This window comes from Rhodococcus jostii RHA1, assembly GCF_000014565.1.
Taxonomy (GTDB): Bacteria; Actinomycetota; Actinomycetes; order Mycobacteriales; family Mycobacteriaceae; genus Rhodococcus_F; species Rhodococcus_F jostii_A.
This window is the reverse complement of the sequence record NC_008268.1, coordinates 2,521,834-2,547,006: the sequence shown is the minus strand read 5'-3', so window position 1 is coordinate 2,547,006 and position 25,173 is coordinate 2,521,834. Positions and strand designations below refer to the sequence as shown.

Here is a 25,173-nt window from a genome sequence, read left to right as displayed (position 1 = left end):
ACACTCGGCGCCGATGAATGGAATTCACTCGTTGTGGGAGCGCATGAGCGCCGTCAGCCCTGCGCCGGCTCCCTGGATCGTTCAGGTCACGGCGGTGGTGGCGGTGATACTCGTCCTCGAACCGCACGCCTGGCGACTCACCCGCAACGTGGTGACCATCGTGCACGAGGGCGCGCATCTGGTGGTCGCCCTGCTGTTCGGCCGAACCCTGAAGGGGGTGCGGCTGCACTCGGACACGTCGGGTGTGGCCATCTCGTCCGGCAAACCGACCGGGCTCGGTGTGGTCCTCATGACATTCGCGGGCTACGTGGGCCCCGCCGTTCTGGGGCTCGGCGCGGCCTGGGTGCTGGGCACCCAGCACGCGGTCGCGGTGCTGTGGATCGGTGTCGTGGCTCTCGTCGCGATGCTGATCCTCGTCCGGAACCTGTACGGGTTGTTCTCCCTCACCGTGGTCGGGGCGCTGCTGTTCGGACTCGTGTGGTTCGGGACGCAGGACCAGCAGGTGGCCGCGGCGTATCTGATCACCCTGTTCATGCTCGTCGCCGCGCCGCGCCCGGTCCTCGAACTGCAGCGGCAACGCGCCCGCGGCGCAGCACCGGAGTCGGATGCGGATCAACTGGCGCGACTCACCCGCGTTCCCGGCATCGTCTGGGTGGGTCTGTCCCTACTCGTGACGCTGAGCTGTCTCGCGCTGGGTGGGTGGTGGATTCTCCGTCCCGTCGGTGGCTGAGGCGCCCGCGAGGTATTCGGCGAGGATCGGTCCGATGACGGCCAGTGCCTCCGGGTCGGTCATCCGCGTGTGTGGGCGGTCGACGGTGTGCGCGATGACGTCCCCATCGATCCACGGCCGCCACGTCTCGCTCGCCGGAGCGGGCTGGGATCCGTTCCCGGCAGCGCCGAAGAACACCAGGTCGCCGTCGAAGTGTCCCGGTACGAAGTCGGCGGCCGCGTCGACGACGTCGACGTAGTCCTCGTACAACCGGGTCAGCTGCTCCGGCCCGAGGTGCTCCGACGCTCCGCCGCCGAATTCCGTGAGCAGTTCCGGCAGTGTCGGTGCCGGGGTGTCCCGCTCCGCCGCCGCGTAGCTGTCGATCATCGCGAGCACGCCGACCTCCTCGCCGCGCGAGCGCAACTCGACGGCCATCGCGTGCGCGATCACGCCGCCCACCGAGTACCCGAGCAGGTGATACGGCCCCCTTGGCTGCACACGGCGAATCTCCTCCACGTATCGATGGGCCCGCTGCGTGATCGACGCGAATCGTTCGCCGGGCACGGTCACGGCGGGCGACTGCACACCCCAGACCGGGCGGTCCGGGCCGAGATGCGCACCCAATCCCGCATAGCACCAGGCCAACCCGATGGCCGGATGGATGCAGAACAGCGGCTCCCGTCCGCCGTCCGGATGCAGCGGCAGCAGCACCCCGAGCCCGGCGGAGGCGGCGGAGGCCGCCGCGAAACTCGACGAGATTCGCGCGGCGATGCTCTCCGCGGTCGCGTCGGCGAAGAACCAATCGAGCCGGACCTCGACGCGAGTCGATGTGTGCAGCCGCGACGCCGCCCTGGTCGCGGACAGGGAGTTGCCGCCCAGTTCGAAGAAATTGTCGTCCAGTCCCACCAGACCCGTACCGAGAACGTCCGCGAATACCGCGGTGACCAGTTTCTCGGTGCGGGTCGTCGGGGGACGGAACCGCTGCGCCCGTGGCACCCCCGGGTCGGGAAGTGCTCGCCGATCCAGCTTGCCGTGGGGTGTGGACGGTAGCGCTCCCAGCACCACGATCTGGTTGGGCACCATGTACCGGGGCAGCCGCTGCGCCAGTTCCGCCGACACGGCACGGGTGTCCACCACCATGTCCGGATGCGGCACCACGTAGCCGACCAGCCGGGCCCCCGTGCCGGCTGATTCGTACACGGCCGCCGCGGACTGCGCGACGGCGGCATGGCGTCGCAGCGCCGTCTCGATCTCCTCCAGTTCGACGCGCTGGCCGCGGATCTTCACCTGGAGATCGCGCCGGCCGAGATAGTCGATCGTCCCGTCTCTGCGGCGACTCACCACGTCGCCGGTCCGGTACATCCGCTGACCGGGCGGTCCCCACGGATTCGCGGGGAATCGGGCGGCTGTCGCCCCCGGCTGCCCGAGATAGCCGCGCGCCAACTGGGCACCGGCCAGGTAGAGCTCACCCGGAACGCCGATGGGCACCGGATGCAGTCGCGAATCCAGCACGAGCACGCCGACGCCGTTCTGCGGCACACCGATCGGGACGGTCGCGGCCTCCGTGCCGACGACCGTGCGGGTCACGGCGACCGCCGTCTCGGTCGGGCCGTACTCGTTGTACAGCACGGCATCCGGGCACCGCGCGTGGACACTGTGTGCCGTGCCGGGCGGCAGGACCTCCCCGCCGCAGGACACCTGCCGTAGAGACGTGAGGTCCGCCTCGGGGATCGCGAGGATCTCGGCCAGCATCAGGGGTAGGAAGTATCCCGCGGTCACCCGGTGCCGTCCGATCAGCTCGGCGAGATGCCGCGGGTCGCGGTGGCCGTCCGGTCGAGCGATCACCATCCGCGCACCGGCGATCAGCGGCCACCAGAACTCGCGGACCGAGGCGTCGAACGTGTACTGCAACTTGAGCATCACCGTGTCGTCCGCGCCGAGCGGGTCGGTGTCCTGGCGCCAGCTGAGGAAGCTCACGACGGCAGCATGGGTCACGACGACCCCCTTGGGGGTGCCCGTCGATCCCGACGTGTGGATCACGTACGCGGGGTGCTGAGCGAGTAGGGGAGCGATCCGGTCGAGGTCGGAGATCGGCGACGGATCGACGCCGGACAGGTCCACCCGGTCGATGACGACGAGCCGTGTCTCGGCGGGCAGGACGTCGGAGAGGTCGAACCGATCGCGCTCGGTGGTGAGGACGACACGCGTGGCGGACGACCGGATGACCTGGGCATTGCGCTGCCCGGGCTGATCGGGGTCGATCGGCACGTACGCCCCACCCGCCGTCGCGACGGCATACATTCCGACGAGGAGGTCGACGGAGCGGCGAATCGCCAGTCCCACCATGGACTCCGGGCCGACGCCTGCGCCGATCAGGTGCCGGGCCAGGCGATTGACCTGCTCGTCGAGTTCACGGTAGGTGAGTGTTCGGTCTCCGGAGACGACGGCGATCGCGTCGGGTGCGGCGGCGACCTGCCGCTCGAACAGATCGACGAGGGTCTCGCCGGAGGACGGCGTCGCGGTGGGGACATCCGGGTCCGGATCGAGGAGGGCGAGGTCGCCGACGGCCGTATCCGGTTGTGCGACGGCCTCGCTCAACATCCGGATGAACCGTTCACCGATGTCCGCGACGGTGTGGTGGTCGAATAGATCGGTGGCGTACGTGAACACCGCCGCATGCCGGGTACGTTCCGTCGATGGGTCCGGATCGGCGGTCACGGTGAGTTGCAGGTCGAATCGGGCCGACCGGGTAGGGGGCGTCATCGCCGACACCCGCAGTCCGGGCAGGGTGAGCGGGGTGTGGTCGAGATTCTGGAACGCCAGGGCCACCTGGAACAGTGGATTGCGTGCACGTGACCGGGCGGGATCGAGCACCTCGACCACGGTTTCGAACGGAACGGTGGAGTGCGCGAACGCGTCCAGGTCGACCTCTCGCACCCGGCCGAGTAGTTCCGCGAAGCTTTCCGCGGGAATCACCTCGGTGCGCAGGACCAGGTTGTTGACGAACATGCCCACCAGGTCGTCGAGGGCCTGATCCCCGCGTCCCGCGACGGGAGTGCCGATCACGATGTCGGTGGATCCGCTGAGTCTCGCGAGCAGCACCGCGAATGCCGCGTGCACGATCATGAAGGGGGTGACGGCAAGGGCTGTAGCGGTGTGCTCGACCGCGCGATAGAGAGCGTCGTCAATCGCGAATTCGACTGTGCCGCCGCGGTGCGACGCAATGGCGGGATGCGGTCGGTCTGCAGGGAGGGACAGCTGTTCCGGCGCACCCGACAACGTGTCCTTCCAGTACGACAGTTGCTGCGCGGCAACGGACTGCGGGTCGTCGCGGTCGCCCAGCAGCTCGTGCTGCCACAGGGTGTAATCCGTGTACTGGACCGGTAAGTCGGCCCACCGCGGTGCCTCTCCCGAGACCCGCGCCTCGTAGGCGGTCATCACGTCGCGGACGAGCACCGGCACCGAGAATCCGTCCGTGCTGATGTGATGGACCATGATGGCGAGCACCCATTCGTCGGGGGCCGGGGCGAACAGCCGTGCGCGGAACGGCGGTTCGGCGCCCAGGGCGAAACCCTTCGATGCGAACGTCGCAACCCGCGCGGCGACGTCGCCGCGGGACACGGGTATCGGTCGGAGTATGGGAGCGGCCCGCGACACCGGGATCAACTGCTGGTACGCCACGCCGTCTTTGTCGGGATACACGGTGCGCAGCGGTTCGTGACGGCTGATCACGTCCGCGACGGCCGCGGTGAGCGCGGCGACGTCGAGTGCCCCGGTCAGCCGCAATGCCATCGGGATGTTGTATTCGGGGGAGCCGGGTGCGAGGCGGGCGAGGAACCACAGTCGTTGCTGCGCAGGCGACAGCGGCACACGGGCCGGGCGCGGACGCACGGTGAGTGCGACGTGCGTCGCGCCGTCGGTCTGCTCGGTGACGGACGCCGCGAGCGCCGAGACGGTCGGCGTGTCGAAAACCGCGCGCACCGGCACCGTCGTCTCCAGTGCGGCACCGATCCGGGACGCGGCGCGCGTGGCGGACAGGGAACTGCCGCCCAACGCGAAGAAGTTGGCCTCACGACCCACGAGATCGAGCCCGAGCACCTCGGCGAACACTGTGGCCACCACCCGTTCGGCGGGCGTGTGCGGGGCCTCGAATTCGGTCGCCGCGGGAACGGGGTCGGGCAGCGCCGAGCGGTCCAGTTTCCCGTTCACGGTGAGCGGGACGGCGTCTACCACGACCACGATCGCGGGTACCAGCGGCATCGGCAGACGCGTCGCCGCGAAGCGGATCAGCTGATCCGGATCGACCGTCTCGTTCCGTGCCGGGACCACGTACGACACGAGTGCGTCGACGCCGTCCCGCAGCTCACGCACATCCGTCGCCGCGAATCGCACGGTCGGATGGGCGAGGAGGGTGGCGTCGATCTCGCCGAGTTCGATTCGGACGCCGCGCAGTTCGATCTGCGAGTCGTTGCGGTGCAGATACTCGATCGACCCGTCGCGACGCCATCGACCCACGTCGCCCGTCCGATACATCCGCTCCCCGGAGGCGCCGAACGGGGAGGCGACGAAGCGTGCGGCGGTGAGCGCGGGCCTGCGATGGTAGCCGCGGGCGACGCCCGGACCACTGATGTAGAGTTCGCCGGCGACTCCCGTCGGAACCGGGTGCAGACGCGAATCCAGCAGGAGTACGGCGGCGCCGCGGATCGGACGGCCGATGGTGACCGGACCGCCGGCCGCCATGGGATCGCTGATACTCGTCATGACCGTCGTCTCGGTCGGACCGTATCCGTTGTACATCTGCTCCTGCGCCGCCCACACCGCGACGAGTTCCGGTGGGCAGGGTTCGCCGCCGGCCACGACGACCCGGAGGTCGTGCAGGCCGCGCGGGTCGACCGTCGCCAGAACCGTCGGCGTGGTGAACACGTGGCTGACCCGCTCGCGGGCCAGCAGGTCCGTGAGTTGGTCGTCGGCCTGGACTGCCGGTGGTGCGAGCACCATGCAGGCGCCCGCACCGAGCGCGAGCAGTATCTCCAGCACCGAGCCGTCGAAGCTGGGAGACGAAGCGTGCAGCGTGCGCGACGACGCCGTCACCGAATACCGCTCCCGCTGTTCCGCTGTGAAGTCGGCGAGACCGGTGTGGGTCACCACCACTCCCTTGGGGTTTCCCGTCGAACCGGACGTGTAGATCACGTACGCGGGGTGGCGCGCATCCAGCGGCCGCGCACGGTCGGCATCGGTGACCGGGGCCGACGAGTATCCGCGACATTCGGTTCGGAAGTCCGGGTCGTCGAGCAACAGCCAGTCGGTACCGTCGGGCAGGGCCTCGCGGTCCGCGGCGGTGGTCAGCCCGAGGACGGCGCCGGAGTCGTCCATCAGATACCGAACCCGCGCGGCGGGGTAGTGCGGGTCGACGGGCACGAACGCGGCACCCGTCTTCGCGACCGCCCACACGGAGACGACGGACAGGACCGAGCGCGGCACCCCGAGGGCCACGAACGCCTCGGGTCCCACCCCGCGCCGCATCAGGGCGCGGGCGAGCCGATTCGATTCGGCGTCGAGTTCGCGATACGCCATCGACCGGCCGTCCGCCGTCAGCGCCGGTCCCCCCGGGTTCTGCCGGGCGGCGGCGGACATCAGGTCGGGCAGGGTGCGCTGCGGCACCGAGGGCGGTCCGTGATGCCGCGCCTGCTGCTCCGCGAGGTCCCGCACGTCGATGTCGCCGATCACGACGGACGGCTGTGCGAGCGCGGCCCGCAGAATCCGCTGGAACCGGTCCGCGAATCCCGAGACCGTGGCGTCGTCGAACAAGTCGGTGGCGTAGGTGAAGACACACGACAGTGGTGCCGGGGCGTCTGCGTCGTCCACTGATTCGGTGACCGTGAGCTGGAGGTCGAATTTCGCGGTGTGCGTCTCGATCTCGACGATTGTGGCGGAGACCTCCGGCAGGTCGATCACGACCGGCGCCGTGTTGTGATAGGCGAGCGCCAGCTGGAACAGCGGATTACGACCGCGGGACCGAGCGGGTGCGACCGCCTCCACAACCTCCTCGAACGAGACGTCCGCATGGGCGTACGCGGCCAGATCGACGTCCCGCACGCGGCCGAGCGTGTCGGCGAACGTGGTGTGCAGCGGGACGTCTGTCCGTAGCACCAGTGTGTTGACGAACATCCCGACGAGATCGTCGAGTGCGCGGGGCCCGCGTCCCGCGATCGGCGTGCCGACGACGATGTCCGACGTGTCGCCGAGTCTGGCTGCGAGGACGGCCAGCGCCGTGTGCACCACCATGAACGGAGTGGCGTCGTGTGCACGCGCGAGAGCACGAATCCGCCGATGAATCTCGGCGTCGAGAATGAACTCCACGTTCGCGCCGCGGTGCGTCGCGACGGACGGGCGCCCACGGACGAACGGCAGGGGGAGCAGCTCGGGCAGCCCGGACAGGGTCTGCGTCCAATACGCCAGTCCGCGTTGCCCGTCCTGCAGTTCACGCTGCCAGAGGGCGTAGTCGGCGTAGCGGACGGGAAGGGGCGTCCAGACAGGCGAGTTGCCCTGCGCCCGCGCGCGATATGCGGCCATCACATCCCGGGCGAGCGGTCCCAGCGAGAACCCGTCCGCACTGATGTGGTGGACGACGAGGGCCAGCACCCACTCGTCGGCGCTCACCGCGAGAAGTTCGGTGCGAAACGGGGGTTCGGTGGCGAGGTCGAATCCGGTCGACAGCAGGTCGCGGACCCGGCCGACCGGGTCCGTCGTCGTCCGCACCGTGCACGGCGGCACCGCGGAGGCGGGAAGAACCTGCTGGCAGGGGATCCCGTCGTGCTCGGGATAGACGGTGCGGAGGGGTTCGTGCCGTTCGATCACGTCACCCACCGCCGCGCACAGTGCCGATTCGTCGAGCGTGCCGGTGAGGCGGAGCGCGACGGGAATGCTGTCGGTGGCCGAGCGCCCGTCGAGCCGGTTCAGGAACCACAGTCGCTGCTGTGCCAGGGACAGCGGCACGTGGGCGGTCGGGGCGCGGGGGACCAGGGGCGCCCGCCCGGTCCGGTGCGATCCGTTCGCGAGATACTCCGACAGTTCCGCGACCGTCGGGTGGTCGAACAGTGCGCGGATGTCGACGGAGGTTCCCAGCGCCGCTCCGACGCGGGCGACGGCCTGCGCCGCGGTCAGCGAGTTTCCGCCCGCCGCAAAGAAGTTGTCGTGCCTGCCCACCCGGCCGGTGCCGGTGACCTCCGCGAACACGAACGCGACCACGTCCTCGGTGGGGGTGGCGGGCGGGTCGAAAGCGGACGCGACGGGCGCCGGTTCCGGTAGGGCGGCGCGATCCAGCTTTCCACTGGTGGTGAGTGGCAGTGCCGGGAGCGGGACGACGGCGGAGGGAATCATGTAGGCGGGGAGCAGACCGGCGAGACGGTCGACGATCCGGCGCTCGTCCGGCGGCACACCGTCCGCGGCCACGACATAGGCGATCAGCCGATCTCCCGCTTCCGCGTCACGGTGCACCGTGACCGCCGCGTGGGTCACCGCCGGGTCGGACGTGAGCGCGGACTCGATCTCGCCGGGTTCGACGCGTTGGCCGCGGAGTTTGATCTGGAAGTCGGTGCGCCCGAGATACTCGAGCCGGCCCGACTCGTTCCACCGCACCACGTCGCCGGTGCGGTACATCCGTCCACCGGTTTCGCCGAAGGGATCGGCGACGAAGCGTTCGGCCGTCAGGTCGGGACGTCCGGCATACCCGCGCGCCAAGTATGCACCGGCGAGGTACAACTCGCCCCTCGTTCCGACTGGCACCGGTCGGAGCCGGCTGTCGAGTACATACGTACGTATGTTGTGAATGGGGCGGCCGATGGCGACCGAGGTGCCGAACTCGTTGCCGTCCAACGACTCCGAGGTCGCCGCCGCCGCCTCGCACGGGCCGTACCAGTTGTACAGCGCGGCGGCACTGCGCTCCTCGAATCGCGATGCCGTCGCCGCGGACAGGGGCTCGCCCGCCGAGTACACGCGGCGCAGCGGGGCGAGCTCCCGCGGCCCGCACTGCTCCAGAAAGGCGTCGAGCATCGACGGCACGACATGGAGGGTCGTGATCGACTCCTGCGCGACCATCCGCGCGAGGTAGCGGGGATCGCGGTGGCCGTCGGGTGCGGCGATCACCACCCGCGCACCGGTGTGCAAGGGCCACAGAAGTTCCCACGCGGAAATGTCGAACGTGAGAGGCGTCTTGTGGAGTACCGCATCGGAACCGTCGAGCGGCGTGAGCGTCTGCGCCCAGCGGAACTGGTTCACCATCATCTCGTGCGTCACCGTCACGCCCTTGGGCCGGCCCGTGGAACCGGACGTGTAGATGACGTACGCGGCGTTCGCCGGATGCAGCGGTGCGCGTCTCTCGGAATTCGTGATAGATCGGGCGTCGTACCCGGTGAGGTCGAGCAGATCGAGATCCACGACGGCGACTCCGTGTGGGACCGCGCGATTGTGGGAACCGGACGTGAGGACCAGCGCGGGTGCGGCCGAGTCGATGACGAGCGCCGTTCGTCCGAGTGGGTGCTCGGGGTCCATCGGCAGGTAGGCACCGCCGGCCTTCAGTACCGCGTGCAGCGCGACGAGAAGCTGAATCGAGCGGGAAACCGCGACACCGACGACGGTTTCCGGTACGATTCCCTTCGCGACGAGATACCGGGCGAGCCGATTCACCCGTGCGTCGAACTCCGCGTACGTCAGTCGATCCGGGCCGAAGATCACCGCAACGGCCTCCGGAGAACGCTCGACCTGCGCGTCGAACAGGTCCACCAGGGTCTGCGAGGGGACCGGTGCATCCGTCGCGTTCCAGGTGCGCAGCACCCGCTCGCGCTCCTGATCGCCGAGGAGATCGAGCCCGCCGAGGACGACGTGCGGATCCCTGCCGATGCACTCGAGGACGCGGCCGACCCGGGCGAGCAGGGCTTTCTCGTCGTACCGGTGTGACCGGCACTTCGCCGTCAGCCGGACGGTCCGGGACACCGTCACCGCCAGCGTCACGGCGTAGTGCGACGCATCGTGTGCGCGGACCCCGTCCAGCGTGAGTCCGTCGACGGGTTCCGGCAGCGCGGTGCGGTCCACGGGGTACGACTCGAACGCGACCAGCGTGTCGAACAGCGGCGCCACGCCGACTGCATGCTGGATATCCGCCAGGCCCAGATGGTGATGTTCCAGGAGGCGCACGTGGTCGGCCTGCAGGCGGGTGACCAGCGTGGCAGTGTCGATATCGGGGTCCAGCGGGATCCGCACGGGCACGGTGTTGACGAACAATCCCACCGCACTCTCCACCCCGGCGACGTCCGCGGGCCTGCCGGAGACGGTCGCGCCGATCACGACGTCGTCCCGGGCGGTCGCCTGCCCGAGAACGATTCCCCAGGCTGCCTGCACGATCGTGCTCAGCGTGACTCCCACCTCGGTCGCTCGCGCGGTCAGCTTCCGTGTGCCCTCCTCGCTCAGCTCCAGCACCGCCTCGGACGTGGTGGGGGTCGGCTCTGCCGCGACGGCGGGCTCGGTGATGCCGTCGAGAGCCGCAACCCACGCCCGCGCCGAGGCCTCGGTGTCCTTCGCCGTCAGCCATTCCAGGTAGTCGCGGTACGGGCTCGAATCCGGTGACTCGGTGCGGACGTCGTCGCGTGGGTAGGCGGTGAAGAGTTCGCGCACCAGCAACGGCATGGACCAGCCGTCCAGCACGATGTGGTGGGCGGTGATCGCCAGGTCGGCACGGGTCGGCCCCCGCGACAGCAGGGTGAACCGAACCAGCGGTGGGGCAGACATGTCGAATCGGGTGGTGCGGTCGTCGCGCAGGATGTCCTCGGGATCCTCCGTGACGTCCGTGAGGTCGATCTGCCGCCACCGCAGCGGCACGTCGTCGAGCACGAGTTGCACCGGGACGCCGCGACTGTCGCGCACGAACGCGGTGCGCAGGTTCGCGTGCCCCGCCAGCACGGCGCTGCATGCGCGCCGGAGTCGATCCTGATCGAGGTGTCCGGACAGGCTCAGGATCACCTGCATCGCATACGGATCGGCATCCGTGCCCGTGAGCGCTGCGTGGAACAGCAGGCCCGACTGCAACGGCGTCACCGGCCACACGTCGAGCAGACCCGGACGGTCACGCTCCCACTCGTCGATGTCGTTGCGGTCCACGGCGACGAGCGGCAGATCGGACGGGGTGAGCCCACCGGCGTGCGGAGACCGCGGCACCGCGGCGAGCGCTGTCAGCGCCTGCTCCCAGAGATCGGTCAGGGCCCGCACGTCCTCGGACGCGATCGCACCCGTCGGGTATGCGAAGGTGGCGTCGAGGACGCCGCGGGCGGTGAACGCGGTGATATCGATCAGCGCGGTGACCGGCATCGACGGCTCCGCCGACGAAAACACGGCGGCGTCGTCCCGTACGGGGCGCCAATCGTGTTCGGTCTCCGCGGTATCGAGCCGGCCGAGGTAGTTGAAGGCGACCTGGCCGGGGTCGCCCCCCGGATACCGCAACAGCCCGTAGCCGATGCCCTTGTCGGGCACCGCACGCAACTGTTCTTTGACCAACTTGATCGCGGTGCTCGCGGCATGGCCGCCCGCGAACGCGTCGTCCAGGTCGACGTCCCCGAGGTCGAGGCGGATCGGGAAGATACTGGTGAACCACCCGACGGTGCGGGAAAGGTCGGCGCCGGGGAGCACCGCTTCCTCGCGGCCGTGCCCTTCGAGCCGGATCACCGGCGCGGTGGCCGGTCGTCCCCGGCGGCGCTGCCATTGCGCGAGGGCGAGGGTGAGCGCGGTGAGCAGTGCGTCGTTGACCTCACAGCGGAAGGCGGCCGGGAGATCGGTGAGCAACGAGTGTGTGACGTCCGCAGAGACTTCCGTGTGGACCCGATCCACGGTGGAATTCACGTCACGCCCCGCGTCGAGTGGGCGGGAGCCGAGCGGCGAATCCTCGTACGCGGTCATCTCACGCCAGAACGACAGCTCGGACCTGCGGCCCGGCCGCTGCGCCTCCTCGACCAGGCCGTGCGACCACCGGCGCAGGGATGTGCCGATCGATGCCAGAGTAGGCGGTACCCCCGCCTTCACCTGCGTCCACGCTGCGGCGAGATCGCCGATCAGGATTCGCCACGAGACCCCGTCGATCACCAGGTGATGGGCGACGAGGAGGAGGCGCCCGCGGCGGGTCGTGTCATCCGGCCCGGGATCGAGCCAGACGCACTGCACCATTACGCCCGCAGCAGGATTCAACCGGCAGACTGCGGCCTCGTGTTCGTCCCGCGTACGCTGCGCCGGGTCGGCATGGGCGGGCAGCGGGACCCGCAGGATCGTGCCCACCGGCAGCGGTGCGCCTGCCGGACGCACAGTGAGGAACGCCGTGCCGTCCGCGCCGCACACGAGGCGCGCGCGCAGTGCGTCGTGCCGTTCGACGACGGCGCCGATCACACTGTCCAGCGTGTCGGGATCTATAGCGCGTGGCAGTTCCACCACCACCGCCTGTGCGTACCGGTCGATGACGCCCGCCCGGTCGAGGAGGAATCGGGCCGCCGGGGTGAGCGGCAGGTCGCCGACCCCGCCGCCGGGCAGTTCCGCGAGGACCGGTCTGTCGCAGGCGCCCCCCGCGACTTGGCCGAGACGGGAGATCGTGCGATTCTCGAATACGTCGCGCGGAGTGAACGAGATTCCCGCACTTCGTGCGCGAGAAGCCAATTGGATGGCCATGATGCTGTCGCCGCCGAGCGCGAAGAACGACTCGTCCACACCGAAAGCGGACGTCCCGAGAATGTCGGCGTACAGGGCGTGGAGTGTACGTTCGCGCTCATTTCTGGGGGCGGTCCGGGAGCGTGACCGGCGGCTGTGCTCGGGGAGGGCAGTGCGGTCCAGCTTGCCCGACGGGGTCAACGGAATGTCGGGGAGCACGACGACGGCGGCCGGCACCAGATGCGGTGGCAGCTCGGTGCTGAGGAACGACAGCAAGTCCTGCTCGGTCACGGTGTCGGCGCCCACCACGTACGACACGAGTTGATCGCCGGCCCCCCGCGAGCGAATTACGGTGACAGCGAACCGAACCGCCGGATACCGGAGGAGTGTCGCGTCGATCTCGCCGGGCTCGACGCGCAGACCCCGCAGGTTCACCTGTTCGTCGCTGCGTCCGAGGTACTCGAGTTCGTGGTCGTAGGTCCAGCGGACCGTGTCGCCGGTGCGGTACATGCGGGTGCCCGGTGGTCCGTACGGGTCGGCGACGAACCGTTCCGACGTCTGCCGGGCGTTGCGGTGGTACCCGCGGGCCAGGGCGGTCCCCGCGACGTACAGCTCGCCGACCACTCCGACGGGGACCGGACGGAGCCGGTGGTCGAGGACCACCGCCCTCGCTCCTCGGATCGGCCGGCCGACGGTGACGGGTCCCGGCTCGGCGAGGGGCTCGCTGACGGTCGCCATGACGGTGGTCTCCGCCGGACCGTACGCGTCGATCATCCGGCATCGGGATGCCCACCGAGACACCAGTTCCGGTGGACACTTCTCACCGGCGACTACGAGTGTGCGCAGGCCTCCGACCTCCCCGGGGTCCATCGACGCCAGGACCGACGGGGTGATCACCGCGTGTGTGACGCGTTCGGTGGTCATCAGCCGCGCCAGAGGGGATCCACCGAACACTGCGGGTGGGGCGATGACGAGCGCAGCGCCGGAGCCGAAGGCCATCAGCATCTCGAAGACGGAGGCGTCGAAGCTCGGCGATGCGACATGCAGGACTCTCGCCGCACTGTCGAGGTCGAGTCGGGTGCGCTGCGCGGAGACCAGATTGGCGATCCCGCGGTGGGTGACCACGACTCCCTTGGGAACTCCGGTGGATCCGGACGTGTAGACGAGGTAGGCGGCGTCGTCGAGTCGTATTGTCGGCGTGGGAAAATCGTGGACGTTCGAGCCGCCCGACTCGTCGAGCAGTAACCACTCGGTGCTGTCCGGCAGCGTGTTCGTGTATTCGGCGGACGTCAACCCGACTGCCGCGTGGGAGTCGCCGAGCATGTGCCGAACACGGGAAACCGGGTAGGTCGGATCCACCGGAAGGAATGCCGCCCCCGTCTTCGCGACGGCCCAGACCGCGCAGACGTGACCGGAGGACCGAGGTAAAGCCACCGCGACGACGTCGCCGGACCCGACGCCCAGCCGTGCCAGCGTCGCAGCGATCCGATCCGATCGTCCGTCGAGTTCGCGGTAGGTGATCTCGCTGCCGGCGGTGACGACGGCGGTCGCGTCCGGATGCTGTGTGGCGGCGGCGCGGAACACGTCGGCGAGCGTGACGGGCACGCTGTCGGGCGGCCCAGGGAAGGGGACCAGTGCCGCGGTTTCGTTCTCCGTGAGGACCGGGAGTTCACCGATCGGATGGGCGGCATCGGCGTCGAGGAAGTGCCGGAAGTACCGCAGGAATCTCGTGTGATGGCCCTCGAGCTCGTCCTGCGAATACAGTCGCGGGTTCGCTTTGAAATCGAGGTGCACACGTCCGCGGGGACCGTACCGGTACAGATTCACCAGGAGGTCTTCGATCGGACCCGAAGACAGCACATGCAATTGGCTGCGCAGCGAACCGAGATCCAACTCCTCGGGGAACAGCATGATATTGACGGCGGGGCCGAACAGTCGCGACCCGGACACCGCGCTTCCCAGGTCTGCGCGAATGTCCTCGTGCCGGTACCGCTGATGTCGTAGGGCACCCGACATCACGAGGCGCGTGCGGGACACCAGATCGCCGACAGTCCCCGTTCCCGCGGACGTGATGCGCAGCGGCACCACGTTGGACACCATGCCACCGGACCGGCGTAGCGCCGCGGTCGTGCGGGCCGACACCGGCAGGCTGAGCGTGACGTCGTCGGCGCCGGTCATTCGCGCCAGATAGCCCGCGACCGCGCAGACGGTGAGCGTCGCAGGGTTGACCCCGTGCGCTGCCGCGCACTTCTCGAGTTGATCGACGGCCTCGGTGGTCAACGTTCCGCCGACGTTCCGGGAACCGGCGGTCGCCGGCGCGGAGCCGCGCGCGAGGGTGCTCGCGTGGGTGACACCACGCATCGTCTCGGTCCAGTAGTCCCTGTCGGATTCCCGGCGGGCGGAGGTGCGGTAGTCGGTCTCGAGTTCGTGGATGCGCCGCAGACCGACCGGACTGCTCGCGGGTGGTGGCAGTCCGTGCACCGCGGCGGTGTAGAGCGCGGCGATCCGGTAGAGCATCGTGACGGACCCGAAACCGTCCATCGCGAGGTGATGGGCGCGCGAATACCAGAAGTAATGGTCGTGTCCGACATGGAGAAGGAACGAGACCGTCAGACGGTCGCGTTGGATGTCGATCGGATCGGCGGTCTCGGTGCGCATCCACGCGTGCGCCGACGCCTCCGGGTCCGGTTTGTCCCGGAAGTCGAGGTAGCCGACGGAGGCGTCCAGGCTCGGGTCCACCCATTGCAGCGGTTGCCCGTCGATGTCGGAGACCTTCAGGAAAAACGACTCGAACTCGGCGGCCGCTCGGACACACGCGTCTGTCAGGACGCCCCGGTCCAGGTCGCCGTGGATGTCGACGTACTGGGCGACCGACACCGGAACCGTGGGGTCGACGTGCTGTGCGAGCCACATCCCCGTTTGCGCGGGTGACAGGGGGAACGCGCGCGCCGACGAGTCTCCGGGACCAACCGAGGTCGGTGAACTCATCGCTGACTTCTCTCACGCATACGTCCCCGCACGACGCTGCTTGCTGGGGTGCCTCCATTCAGGAGTCTGCCCCAGTTTTCTAGGAGATTGCTTAGAAACGTCTAGATAGTGCTACTTCCGGTTGCAGTTGTGCCGTCACGCCACCTCGTGCTCTCCGCCGGCAGCGACTTTCCGCAGGCCACGATAGGCGCCTTCCGGCGTCTGCCGACCCGCGACCACCGCCTCGACCTCGGCGGCAATGGGCATCTCCACGTTGTAGTCGCGGGCCAGTTCCATCACGGTGGGGGCCGTCTTCACGCCCTCGGCCACCTGCCCCAACTTGGCGACCGCCTCGTCGACCGTCATGCCGCGGGCGATGTACTCGCCCACCCGCCGGTTACGCGAACTCGGGCTCATACAGGTGGCGATCAGGTCTCCGACCCCGGTGAGTCCCGCGAACGTCCGCGGGTTCGCGCCCATCGCCTCACCCAGCCGGGTCATCTCGGCCAACCCTCGCGCCAGGACCATCGCGCGCGTGTTGTCGCCGACGTCCAGTCCGTCGGCCATGCCCGAGGCGATGGCCACGATGTTCTTCAGCACGCCGCCGAGTTCGCAGCCCAGCACATCGGTGTTCCGGTACACCCGGAACACGGCGGACGCGAACAACGGCTGCAAGGCGGTGGCCACCCGGACGTCCTGGGTGGCAACGACCGACGCGGCCGCCAGTCCGTCCACGATCTCCCGCGCAATATTCGGGCCCGCGAGAAGCCCGACCGGATGCCCGGGCAGGCACTCGGCGATCACCTCGGTGGGTCGCAGCCGTGTTCCCGGCTCCAGCCCCTTCGCCAGAGACAGCACCGGCACCCACGCCCGCACCTCGTTGGCGATCTGGGCGAGGGTGCTGCGGACCGCGTGCGACGGCACCCCGACCACGAGAACGTCGGCCTCGTGGGCCGCTTCGACCAGGTCGGCTGTGGAGCGCATGGAGTCGGGGAGCGGGCGGTCGCCGAGGTAGCGGGAGTTGCGGTGCTCGTTGTTGATCTCGTCGGCCGTATCCGAGTTCCGCGCCCACAGCAGAGTCGGTGTGTTGTGGGCGGCGAGACCTGCCACCGTTGTCCCCCACGAGCCGGCGCCGAGCACGACGACGCGTACCGGGCGGGCCATTACCGGTCACCCATCGAGTTGATGCTGTCCATGACCTCAAGCCTGGCACTTGCCGGGCGTTCACGAAGCTGATTCGGCAAGTCCCGGTGGCCGCTAACATCCATTCATGCGTGGACGAATTGCAGGACTTGCGGCGTGTGTCGGTGTGCTCGTTTCCATGGCAGCCGGTGAAGCGCACGCCGCGCCCCCGCCGCTCGGCGACGTGGCGGCAGTGCGAGCCGCCCTCCAGTCGGCCGCCATGCCGATCAGCACTCGCACCGCGCAGTCGATCACGACCACCATTGAGCGCGTCGCCGCCGGTACACCGCGCTACAACTACTTCCCCCGATCGGTTCATCTCGTCGAGGGCGCAGCCCAACCGTTCCTGTACGACACCACCGCTGCCGACTGCCTCCCTGCAGGCTTCGGTGAGCAGAACGATTCGGTCGGTATAGCTCGCGCGATAGCAGGCCCCGCCGTCGACGAGAACCTTCCTGTCCCAGTCATTCCGCCGGGGAAGGTCAATGTCTTCTTCAGCGGGATGAACACCGCAATGTCGTCGCCACTGCAGGGCGACCTCGTCGAGGTCGCCTGGCTGAACCTCACCACCATGCAGTCGGGGCGAGCGCCGCTGTATCAGGAGCGGCCGGCCGATTACATCGTCACGCTGTCCAATACCCTCGAGACAGGCAGGGGCACAATCGTGTTCGTCGTCTTCGGGAGCATCCTCGACAACACCAGCCGGGCATTGCCGCCATGTGATTACGCCCCGGTGGTCGGCGTCGTCCAGGCATGATCGCGCTGTCACGACGCACGCACGTGTGCGATGAGCATCGCCTCGACCTCCGACTGCCGCGCTGCGGCCGGGAGCGGCGGGGCCGCCGACCGGTAGTGGTGCCCGGTCGGGGTGCCCAGGTCGAGGAGATGGGTGCGGCCAGGGCGGTGTATCGGGCGGGCCGTCCATCCCGGTGCCTCCTTCGCATAATTGCACGCCTCACACAGCCCGGACCCGTTGTGCACGCTGGTCGCCCCGTGCTTTCGGCGTGACCGGATGTGGTCGTGGTGCCGGATGGGCGCGTCACACCACGGGGTGCGGCACGTCCGATCCCTCAGGTCGATCAGCTTTCGCAGGCCCTTCGGGAACGTGCGCGACTGCGACTCCATCGCCGTCAACGCCCCCGACTGAGGACACGCGTACACCCGCCGCAATGCTGTCTCGGTGTCACTGTCGATGGCGTCGGCCACCAGCTGCCGCGCGATCCCGGCCGGCACCGGCCCGAGCCCCTGCAACTGCGCCGCCTCGTGCCCGCCCGCCAGCAGGGTCTCGTCCGAGAGCACCAGATTCACCGCCACTGGAACACCACTAGCAGCGGCCCGGCCGGTGCCGCGGTCGAACAACAGATCCACCATCAGCTGATTGCGGGTGCGGCCACGGCTGTTCCCGGTCGCGATGAGACTGTCCGCGTCCCGTCCCAGCGTGGCCTGCAGGCAGATCGCCTGTTCGACCGGCATCAGCACGCTCAGGTAGGCCATCGAGTCCGGCGCCGGCCGTGTCGTGACCCGACGCTCCGACACCGCTTTGCGATGCCGGGCCACGACCGCCGCGGCATCGAGTTCCACCGCCAATGCTTTCGCCCGTGCGATCAGACCGCGGTCGCCGGCGCCGTCGAGTGTGGCCGGGTCCGAGCACAACCGGCGGTCCGCGATCGCCCGATCGGCCGCGGACAGGCACGCTGTTTCGCGCACTAGCAGGGTGGCTCGCCATTCGTTCAGCCGGCCGGTCTGCAACATCGCCAGGGTGTGCGGCATCTCGTGCACCAGAGCCTGCGCAAAACCCAGATGCCGGCCGCCGCGGTTCGGGGATTCCCTGCGCGCCAACGCAATCTGCGAGGCGATGCCGCGGTCCCACTCCGCCCGCGGTAACCCGGCAGCCTTGCGGTCCGCGCGGATACTCGTGGCGACGTCGTCGGTGATCACCTCCTGCGCCGCGCACCCGACCGATTTCAACGTCTCGATCGCGTCGAGCAGATCGATGCCCAATCCCGCATCGCCACTTGCCGCCTCGGCACATTGCAACCGCGCCGTGAATGCGCGCAATTCCTCGAGAAGTAATGCCCCCACAACCAACCTCCCCCAAGGTCGTTCGAATACTTGTTCGACTCTAGCAACCCGGTCCGGACCGGGCAATACCCAAGTTGCCGACTGGGTAACGTGTGCGTGGTCGGGGTGGAGGGGGAGGGCGATGACCCAGCGGGTCGAGTCGAAGTGGCGCAAGAGCATCTGGATGGACGTGACGGTCACGCGGCCGCCCGGTGCGCCATCACTCGAGTTCATCGCCACCACACCTGGCGTCGAGCCGTGAGCATCATCGACCCGGCCGACCGACGGGGTGCCACCAAGCTCGGCCGGCGTCCGTCCGCGAAGAAGGCGGCGGCCGTGCTGGTGATGTTGTTCGTCGCCGGCGCGGCGATCGGTTACGCACTGTCCTTTCTTGCTGCAGGCGGGTTGCATTGGCAGAGGTTGGGGGCGTTCCTCGTCGGTTGTCCGCTCACCTTGCTCGGGCTGATCAGCTGGATCAGCATGTGCGTCAAGTACGGTCGCGGAGGTCTGCTGTACGGTCCGACGACCGCTGTTCTCGGGTTCGGTGCGGTGTTGACGGCGTTGGCTGCCGCGACCTCCGTCCGCCGCGGGCGACGCCGACGGGAAGCGGCACGCACGGTGCGATCGGGAACGCCGACGGTGGGGACCGTGACGGGCAAGGGGTATCGCGACTTCACGCCGCGCCCGTTCGGTCCGAGCACGATCCTGACAGTCGTGACGTTCACGTTCGTCGACGCGAACAATGTGCAGCGCTGGGTCCGGCGGCAAATGCTGATCAGCAGCGACGCACCGGTCGTCGACGGTCAGACGACGACGATCTGGTACGACGCTGCAGACCCGGGCAACGAGAGCACGATCGTGGTCGACCTCGCTACCACTTCCGTGCGGTGAGGAGGAGGTACTCCCAGTTCATCACGGTGCCGCCGGTGCCGTGGTCGAAACGGCGTGCGAGGTCGGCGAGTTCGTGATCCAGCGCGGCGACCCGGGCGGGGTCGTCGGCGATGTTCCGGTACACGGCGATGGTCGGACCGTAGTGGGATTTGAAGTAGTCACGGAAGTCCTCCGGCGACCGGAATTGATCGATGCGCACGGTGTGCCGGGTTGCCACGACGTCGGTGACGCGATGGCCGAACAATGCCCGGACGTGTTCCTCGCGACCCCACAGTGGCGGGGGCTGCGCGCCCGGAGGGGGCGGGGGTGCATACGGTTTCATCGTTGCGAACATCTGGCCGATGAAGCCTTCGGGTGTCCAGCTGAGTAGACCGATCGTTCCTCCCGGCCGGCAGACGCGGACGAGTTCGTCGGCGCTCGCCTGATGGTGCGGGGCGAACATGACGCCGACGCACGACAGCACGGTGTCGAACTCGTTGTCGGCGAACGGCATGGCCTCGGCGTCGGCCTCGCGCCACTCCACCTCGGCTCCGAGTTCGGCGGCCCGGCGGCGTCCGGCGTCGAACAGTTCGGGGGTGAGGTCACTGGCCACGACGCTCGCGCCGGACAGCGCCGCGGGGATGGCGGCGTTGCCTGAGCCTGCCGCGACGTCGAGAACACGGTCACCGGGCCTGACCCGGCTTGCGCGGACCAGGGCGGGCCCGAGGCCGGCGATGATCTCGGTGGCCAGGGCGGGGTAGTCGCCGAGAGCCCACATGGCGCGGTGTTTGTTCTTCAGGTCGCGGTCGGCTTGGACTGCGTCGATCGTGTCATCCATTTCGGTACTCCGGCGGGTCGGCTGCATCGGTCGAGATCCAGCCTGGCCGGACGGCGGTGCCCGGAACAGGCACCCTCGGGTTAGGTTCCCGTCACCTCGGCTGTCAGTCCTGCTCGCGGAACTGCGCCGCGAGTTCGCTGCGCGAGCGGATGCCGAGCTTCGCGTAGACCCGGGTGAGGTGGTACTGCACGGTCTTGACGGACAGGAACAGTTCGCCGGCCGCCTCCTTGTTGCTGGCTCCGCCGGCGACGAGTTCGGTCACGGCCCGCTCTTGCGGAGTCAGTTCCTCGAGTGTGAACCGGCTGCGTTTGAGGTTGAGGCCGCCCGCCTTGAGTTCGCGGTCGCACCGCTGCACGTAGGACGTGGCTCCGAGCGCGAAATATCCCTCCCGGGCAGCCTGCATGACGGCGTCCGCTTCACGCCGCTTGCCTGCCCGGCGCAAAGTCTGGCCGTACGCGAAGTTCACGCGTGCCCGATCGTAGGGGAGGGGAAGGGTGTCGAGGTGCGTCAACGCCGTCTCGAACACGTCCCGGGCGGCATCGATGTCGCCACGCGCACCGGCGACGCGACCGCGGGCATAACCGAGACGAGCCATCGCCGACCGGTGCCCGCGCTCCGAGGCGCGTTCCTCGTGCGGGGTGAGGAAGGCATCTGCGTCGTCGACGCGACCGGCCATCACGAGCGCGTTCGCGTAGACGTCGGGCCACTGCCAGAAGCCGGGCTCGTCGATGCCCTCCCGTGGGTGCAGGCGGGTGAGAGGCTCGAGCGCCCTGATCACGGCGGCGTAGTCGGCCTGCACTTCGGCGCACTGGGCGCGGGCCAGGGAGGACGGAATGAACATCATCGGGTAGTCGTGCGAACTCGCCGCCGCGAGGCGGAGGTGCTCCTGCGCGGCGGGCCAGTTTCCGCGCAGCGCGTGTGTCTGTGCGCCGGTCCAGTGCACGAGGGGCCGGACGAGGTCGAGCGCGGCGTCCTCGAGCTGGTGTGCCGCACGGTCGACCGTGGCGATCGCGCCGCTCCAGTCACCGAGGGCGAATTGCGTTCGCGCCAGCCAGGCCTGCGCCCACAACGAGATGCGGGTCGAGCCCATCCGGAAGGCCGTGGGGACGGCGCTCTCGAGTTCCTGACGCGCCGATTCGGGATCGTCCAGCGCCAGGTCGAGCCAGCCCCTGGCCATGTCGAAGCGCTGGGATTGGGCACCGAGGGCGATCTTCGCGGACAGCGTGTCGTAGGCGGCCCGTGCCTCCACGATCCGACCCGTGGCGGCGAGTCCGAGTCCCATGATCGCCGCGGATTCGACGGCCGACGGATCGCCCGGATCGACGAGAGCTACGGCCCGGCTGGCCCATTCGACGAGGTCCGGTCCGTGCCAGCGGACGAGGGAGTCCAGGACGCGGCGCTGGCAGATCAGCGCGGCGGTGGCCGGATCGGTATCGGGGTCGCATGCGGTCCACGACTGGGTGAGCAGCAGATCGGCTTCCGCGGGTCGTCCTCGGAGGATGGCGAGGTAGCCGAGTACGGCGTCGCGTAACGGACTTTCGGGGAAGCTCTCGATCTCCGGCGCGAAGGCCAGTGCCTGGGGAAGGTTGCTGGCGCCGACGAGAGCGTCGACGGCCCGGATGAGGCGTTGTTCGCGTTCGCCGCGGTCCGCGGTGAGGCGGCTCGACTTGATCAATGCGTCCGCGACGGTCGACCACGCCCCGACGGTCGCCCTCTGCGCAGAGTAGGTGTCCAGTTCGTCCGCGAGCGCCGGATCGGCGAACGGGGCGGCTGCGGCGCGATGGTCCAGTCGCCTGCCCTCGTCCTCGACGATCCGTGCGGCATGATCGTGCAGGTCACGCAGCCGGATGGGCCCGAGGCTGCGGTAGACGGCGGCCCGGGTCAGCGGCGACGGGAAGGTCAGCACGGTCACGCCGCGATGCTCGCCGACGGTGAGGAGGCCGATCCGATGGATTTCGTCGAGCGCTTCCACCGGGTTCTCGATGGCGGCGAGCGCGGCAGCGTCGGCGAATCGGGGATCCCCGGCGAGTACCGCCGCCGATTCGACGAGGGCCCGGGCAGGCGCCGAGCACGCGGACAGTTGTGACTGCACTTTCGCGGCGAACGTGCGGGGTACGGGGAGCACCGGCTGCCACTGGCTCCACGCGCTGGGATCGACTTCCTGCAGAAGTTGCGTGAGGTGCCGCGGATTCCCGCCCGTGTGCTGAACGAGCTGGTGCGCCACCGGGGCCGGAAGGTCGATATGCGCAAGGGTATTCGCAAGTCTGCGGGTGTCGGACGCGTCGAGCGGACGGACGTGGAGCCGATGCCTGCGATGCCGGTCGAGGAGGTCGAGGACGTCCGCAGGAACACCGTCGGGAGGTTCCGAATTCGTGACGAGGACGATCATCGCCGGTCGGTCGAGCAGGTGCACGGCGGAGGTCAGCGCCTGCAGTGAGGCGAGGTCTGCCCAGTGCGCATCGTCGAGCACGAAGACGAACGGCGCGTCACCAGCAGGCGGATCCACCGCCGCGACGAGTTCGCGGGCGACGTCCAGGGGGTCCTTCGACGTGACTGCCGCACCGAGGAGCTGTTCGGCGACGCCGAAGGGATGGCCCGACGCCCACGGGGCGCAGACCGCGGAGAACGCCGGCAGGTCGGGATGCGCCGCGAGGAAGTGCTCCACCAGAGTGGTCTTGCCGATGCCCGGCACGCCTTCGACGACCACGACGACGGGCGCGTTCTCGCCCGCCTCACGCAGGATCGACTCTAGTTCGGCGAGTTCGCGGGAACGCCCGACGAGCTCGATGTTCCCCGGGTCACTCACACCACTCACCGTATCGCGACGCCTGATTTCGGCGTGTTCCTGGCGAAAACTGGGAACGCTTGTACCGTGAGGTTAGAAGCTGCTGGTCAGAACGACTACGAGTCGAAGGATTCGGTGCATTCATGACGACGGAGGTTAACTCCACGAAGCTGGAACGGGTGGCGATCCGCTTTGCCGGAGACTCCGGCGACGGCATGCAGTTGACCGGCGACCGGTTCACGTCTGAGGCGGCGGCGTTCGGCAACGACCTCGCCACCCAGCCCAACTTCCCCGCCGAGATCCGGGCGCCTCAGGGCACCCTCCCCGGGGTGTCGTCGTTCCAGATCCAGATCGCGGACTACGACATCCTCACCGCCGGCGACCGCCCGGACGTCCTGGTCGCCATGAATCCGGCGGCGTTGAAGGCGAACCTGGACGATCTGCCGCGGGGCGGCATGATCATCGTGAACACGGACGAGTTCACCAAACGGAATCTCGCGAAGGTCGGATACGCCACGAGCCCCCTCGACGACGACTCCCTCGAGGACTACGTGGTGCATCCGGTAGCGATGTCGACGTTGACGGTCGGCGCGGTGGAACCCGCCGGATTGAGCCGGAAGGACGGCGAGCGGGCGAAGAACATGTTCGCGCTCGGACTGCTGTCGTGGATGTACAACCGTCCCACCCACAGCATCGAGCGGTTCCTGCAGACCAAGTTCGCAGCGAAGCCGCAGATCGCGGAGGGCAACCTGCTCGCGTTCAAGGCCGGGTGGAACTACGGGGAGACGACGGAGAGTTTCGCGACCACCTACGAGGTGTCCGCGGCGACGCTCCCACCGGCCACGTACCGCCAGGTCACCGGGAACACGGCCCTGGCCTACGGGGTGGTGACCGCGGGACGGCTGGCGTCTCGGGACGTCTTCCTCGGCACCTATCCGATCACCCCGGCATCGGACATCTTGCACGAGCTGAGCAAGCACCGGAATCTCGGCGTCACCACGTTCCAGGCGGAGGACGAGATCGCCGGAATCGGCGCGGCGCTGGGCGCGTCGATCGGGGGTGCGCTCGGCGTGACGAGCACGTCCGGACCCGGACTGGCGTTGAAGAGCGAAGCCATCGGGCTGGCGGTGATGACGGAGGTCCCGCTGCTCGTCATCGATGTCCAGCGCGGTGGCCCGTCCACTGGGCTCCCGACGAAGACCGAACAGTCGGACCTGTTGCAGGCGATGTACGGGCGCAACGGCGAGTCTCCGGTCGCCGTGATCGCGCCGCGCTCACCCGCGGACTGTTTCGATGCCGCGGTCGAGGCCGCCCGGATCGCGTTCACGTACCGCACACCGGTGCTACTGCTGTCGGACGGCGCCATCGCCAACGGCAGCGAACCGTGGGCCATCCCGGACGTGTCCGAACTGGTCCGGATCGACCCCGGCTGCGACACGGCACCACCGATGGACGGCGAGTTCGCACCGTACGCCCGCGATCGGGAGACGCTCGCCCGTGCCATGGCGATACCGGGAACGCCCGGGCTCGAACACCGCATCGGCGGACTCGAGAAGGCCGACGGCAGCGGCGACATCTCCTACGATCCCGCCAACCACGACCTCATGGTGCGGTTGCGCCAGGCCAAGATCGACGGAATCGACGTTCCCGACGCGGTCGTCGACGACCCGTCGGGTGAGGCCGACCTGCTGCTCGTCGGGTGGGGCAGCTCGTACGGACCCATCGGCGAGGCCTGCCGGCGTGCTCGCCGTGAGGGCAAGAAGGTGGCCCACGTGCACGTGCGCAACATCAACCCGCTGCCCGCCAATCTCGGTGCGGTGCTGCGCAGCTACGGGACCGTCGTCGCACCGGAGATGAATCTGGGCCAGCTCGCGATGATTCTCCGCTCGAGGTTCCTCGTCGACGTGCACTCGGTGACCAAGGTGCAGGGGCTCGCCTTCCTCGGCGACGAACTGCACGAGGTGATCGATTCCGCGCTGGCCGGAACGTTGCGTGAGCACGAGCTCGCGAAGACCGCCGACGCGCTCGCGTCGGCTACCTACCGATCGACCGGACCCCGGCAGGAGGAATCGGTGTGACACG

Annotated in this window: 9 protein-coding genes; 4 read left to right on the top strand and 5 right to left on the bottom strand. The window is 68.9% G+C overall.

Translation table 11 applies throughout. The features are described from left to right. Positions 1-13: 13 nt before the first annotated feature. Positions 14-730, top strand: a complete 717-nt coding sequence (locus RHA1_RS11720) for a M50 family metallopeptidase (RefSeq protein ID WP_011595137.1) — start codon at positions 14-16, stop codon at positions 728-730. Here RHA1_RS11720 and RHA1_RS11715 read toward each other — a convergent pair. Continuing rightward, positions 665-15,376, bottom strand: a complete 14,712-nt coding sequence (locus RHA1_RS11715; RefSeq protein WP_011595136.1) for a non-ribosomal peptide synthetase — start codon at positions 15,374-15,376, stop codon at positions 665-667. The genes RHA1_RS11720 and RHA1_RS11715 overlap by 66 nt on opposite strands. 135 nt (positions 15,377-15,511) lie before the next feature. Further along, positions 15,512-16,519 carry an NAD(P)H-dependent glycerol-3-phosphate dehydrogenase gene (locus RHA1_RS11710; protein WP_009475061.1) on the bottom strand — a complete coding sequence of 336 codons (1,008 nt, stop codon included), beginning with the start codon at positions 16,517-16,519 and terminating at the stop codon, positions 15,512-15,514. A 106-nt stretch (positions 16,520-16,625) separates the two neighbouring features. Here RHA1_RS11710 and RHA1_RS11705 point away from each other — a divergent pair, with 106 nt between their 5' ends. Continuing rightward, positions 16,626-17,294, top strand: a complete 669-nt coding sequence (locus tag RHA1_RS11705; RefSeq protein ID WP_050787285.1) for an Rv1157c family protein — start codon at positions 16,626-16,628, stop codon at positions 17,292-17,294. 8 nt (positions 17,295-17,302) lie between these two features. Here the strand turns inward: RHA1_RS11705 and RHA1_RS11700 are convergent, their stop codons facing one another. Beyond that, complete coding sequence (locus RHA1_RS11700) at positions 17,303-18,619, bottom strand: HNH endonuclease (RefSeq protein WP_041811362.1); 1,317 nt, start codon at positions 18,617-18,619, stop codon at positions 17,303-17,305. Between the two features lie 237 nt (positions 18,620-18,856). Here RHA1_RS11700 and RHA1_RS49335 point away from each other — a divergent pair, with 237 nt between their 5' ends. Next, entirely contained in the window at positions 18,857-19,489 is a 633-nt protein-coding gene (locus RHA1_RS49335) for a DUF3592 domain-containing protein (RefSeq protein ID WP_148228379.1), read from the top strand. Here the strand turns inward: RHA1_RS49335 and RHA1_RS11690 are convergent. Both RHA1_RS11690 and RHA1_RS11685 read right to left on the bottom strand, forming a co-directional pair. After that, on the bottom strand, positions 19,470-20,306 hold the full coding sequence (locus RHA1_RS11690; RefSeq protein ID WP_011595132.1) for a class I SAM-dependent methyltransferase: 837 nt from the start codon (positions 20,304-20,306) through the stop codon (positions 19,470-19,472). The two genes, RHA1_RS49335 and RHA1_RS11690, sit on opposite strands and share 20 nt — an antisense overlap. 103 nt (positions 20,307-20,409) lie before the next feature. Continuing rightward, the gene (locus RHA1_RS11685) at positions 20,410-23,112 is read right to left on the bottom strand and encodes a helix-turn-helix transcriptional regulator (RefSeq protein WP_011595131.1); all 2,703 of its coding nucleotides are present in this window, start codon (positions 23,110-23,112) and stop codon (positions 20,410-20,412) included. Between the two features lie 122 nt (positions 23,113-23,234). Between RHA1_RS11685 and RHA1_RS11680 the strand changes: the two genes are divergently transcribed. Continuing rightward, positions 23,235-25,169 (top strand): 2-oxoacid:acceptor oxidoreductase subunit alpha, encoded by a 1,935-nt coding sequence (locus RHA1_RS11680; RefSeq protein WP_041811360.1) that lies wholly within the window; start codon positions 23,235-23,237, stop codon positions 25,167-25,169. Positions 25,170-25,173 lie beyond the last annotated feature (4 nt).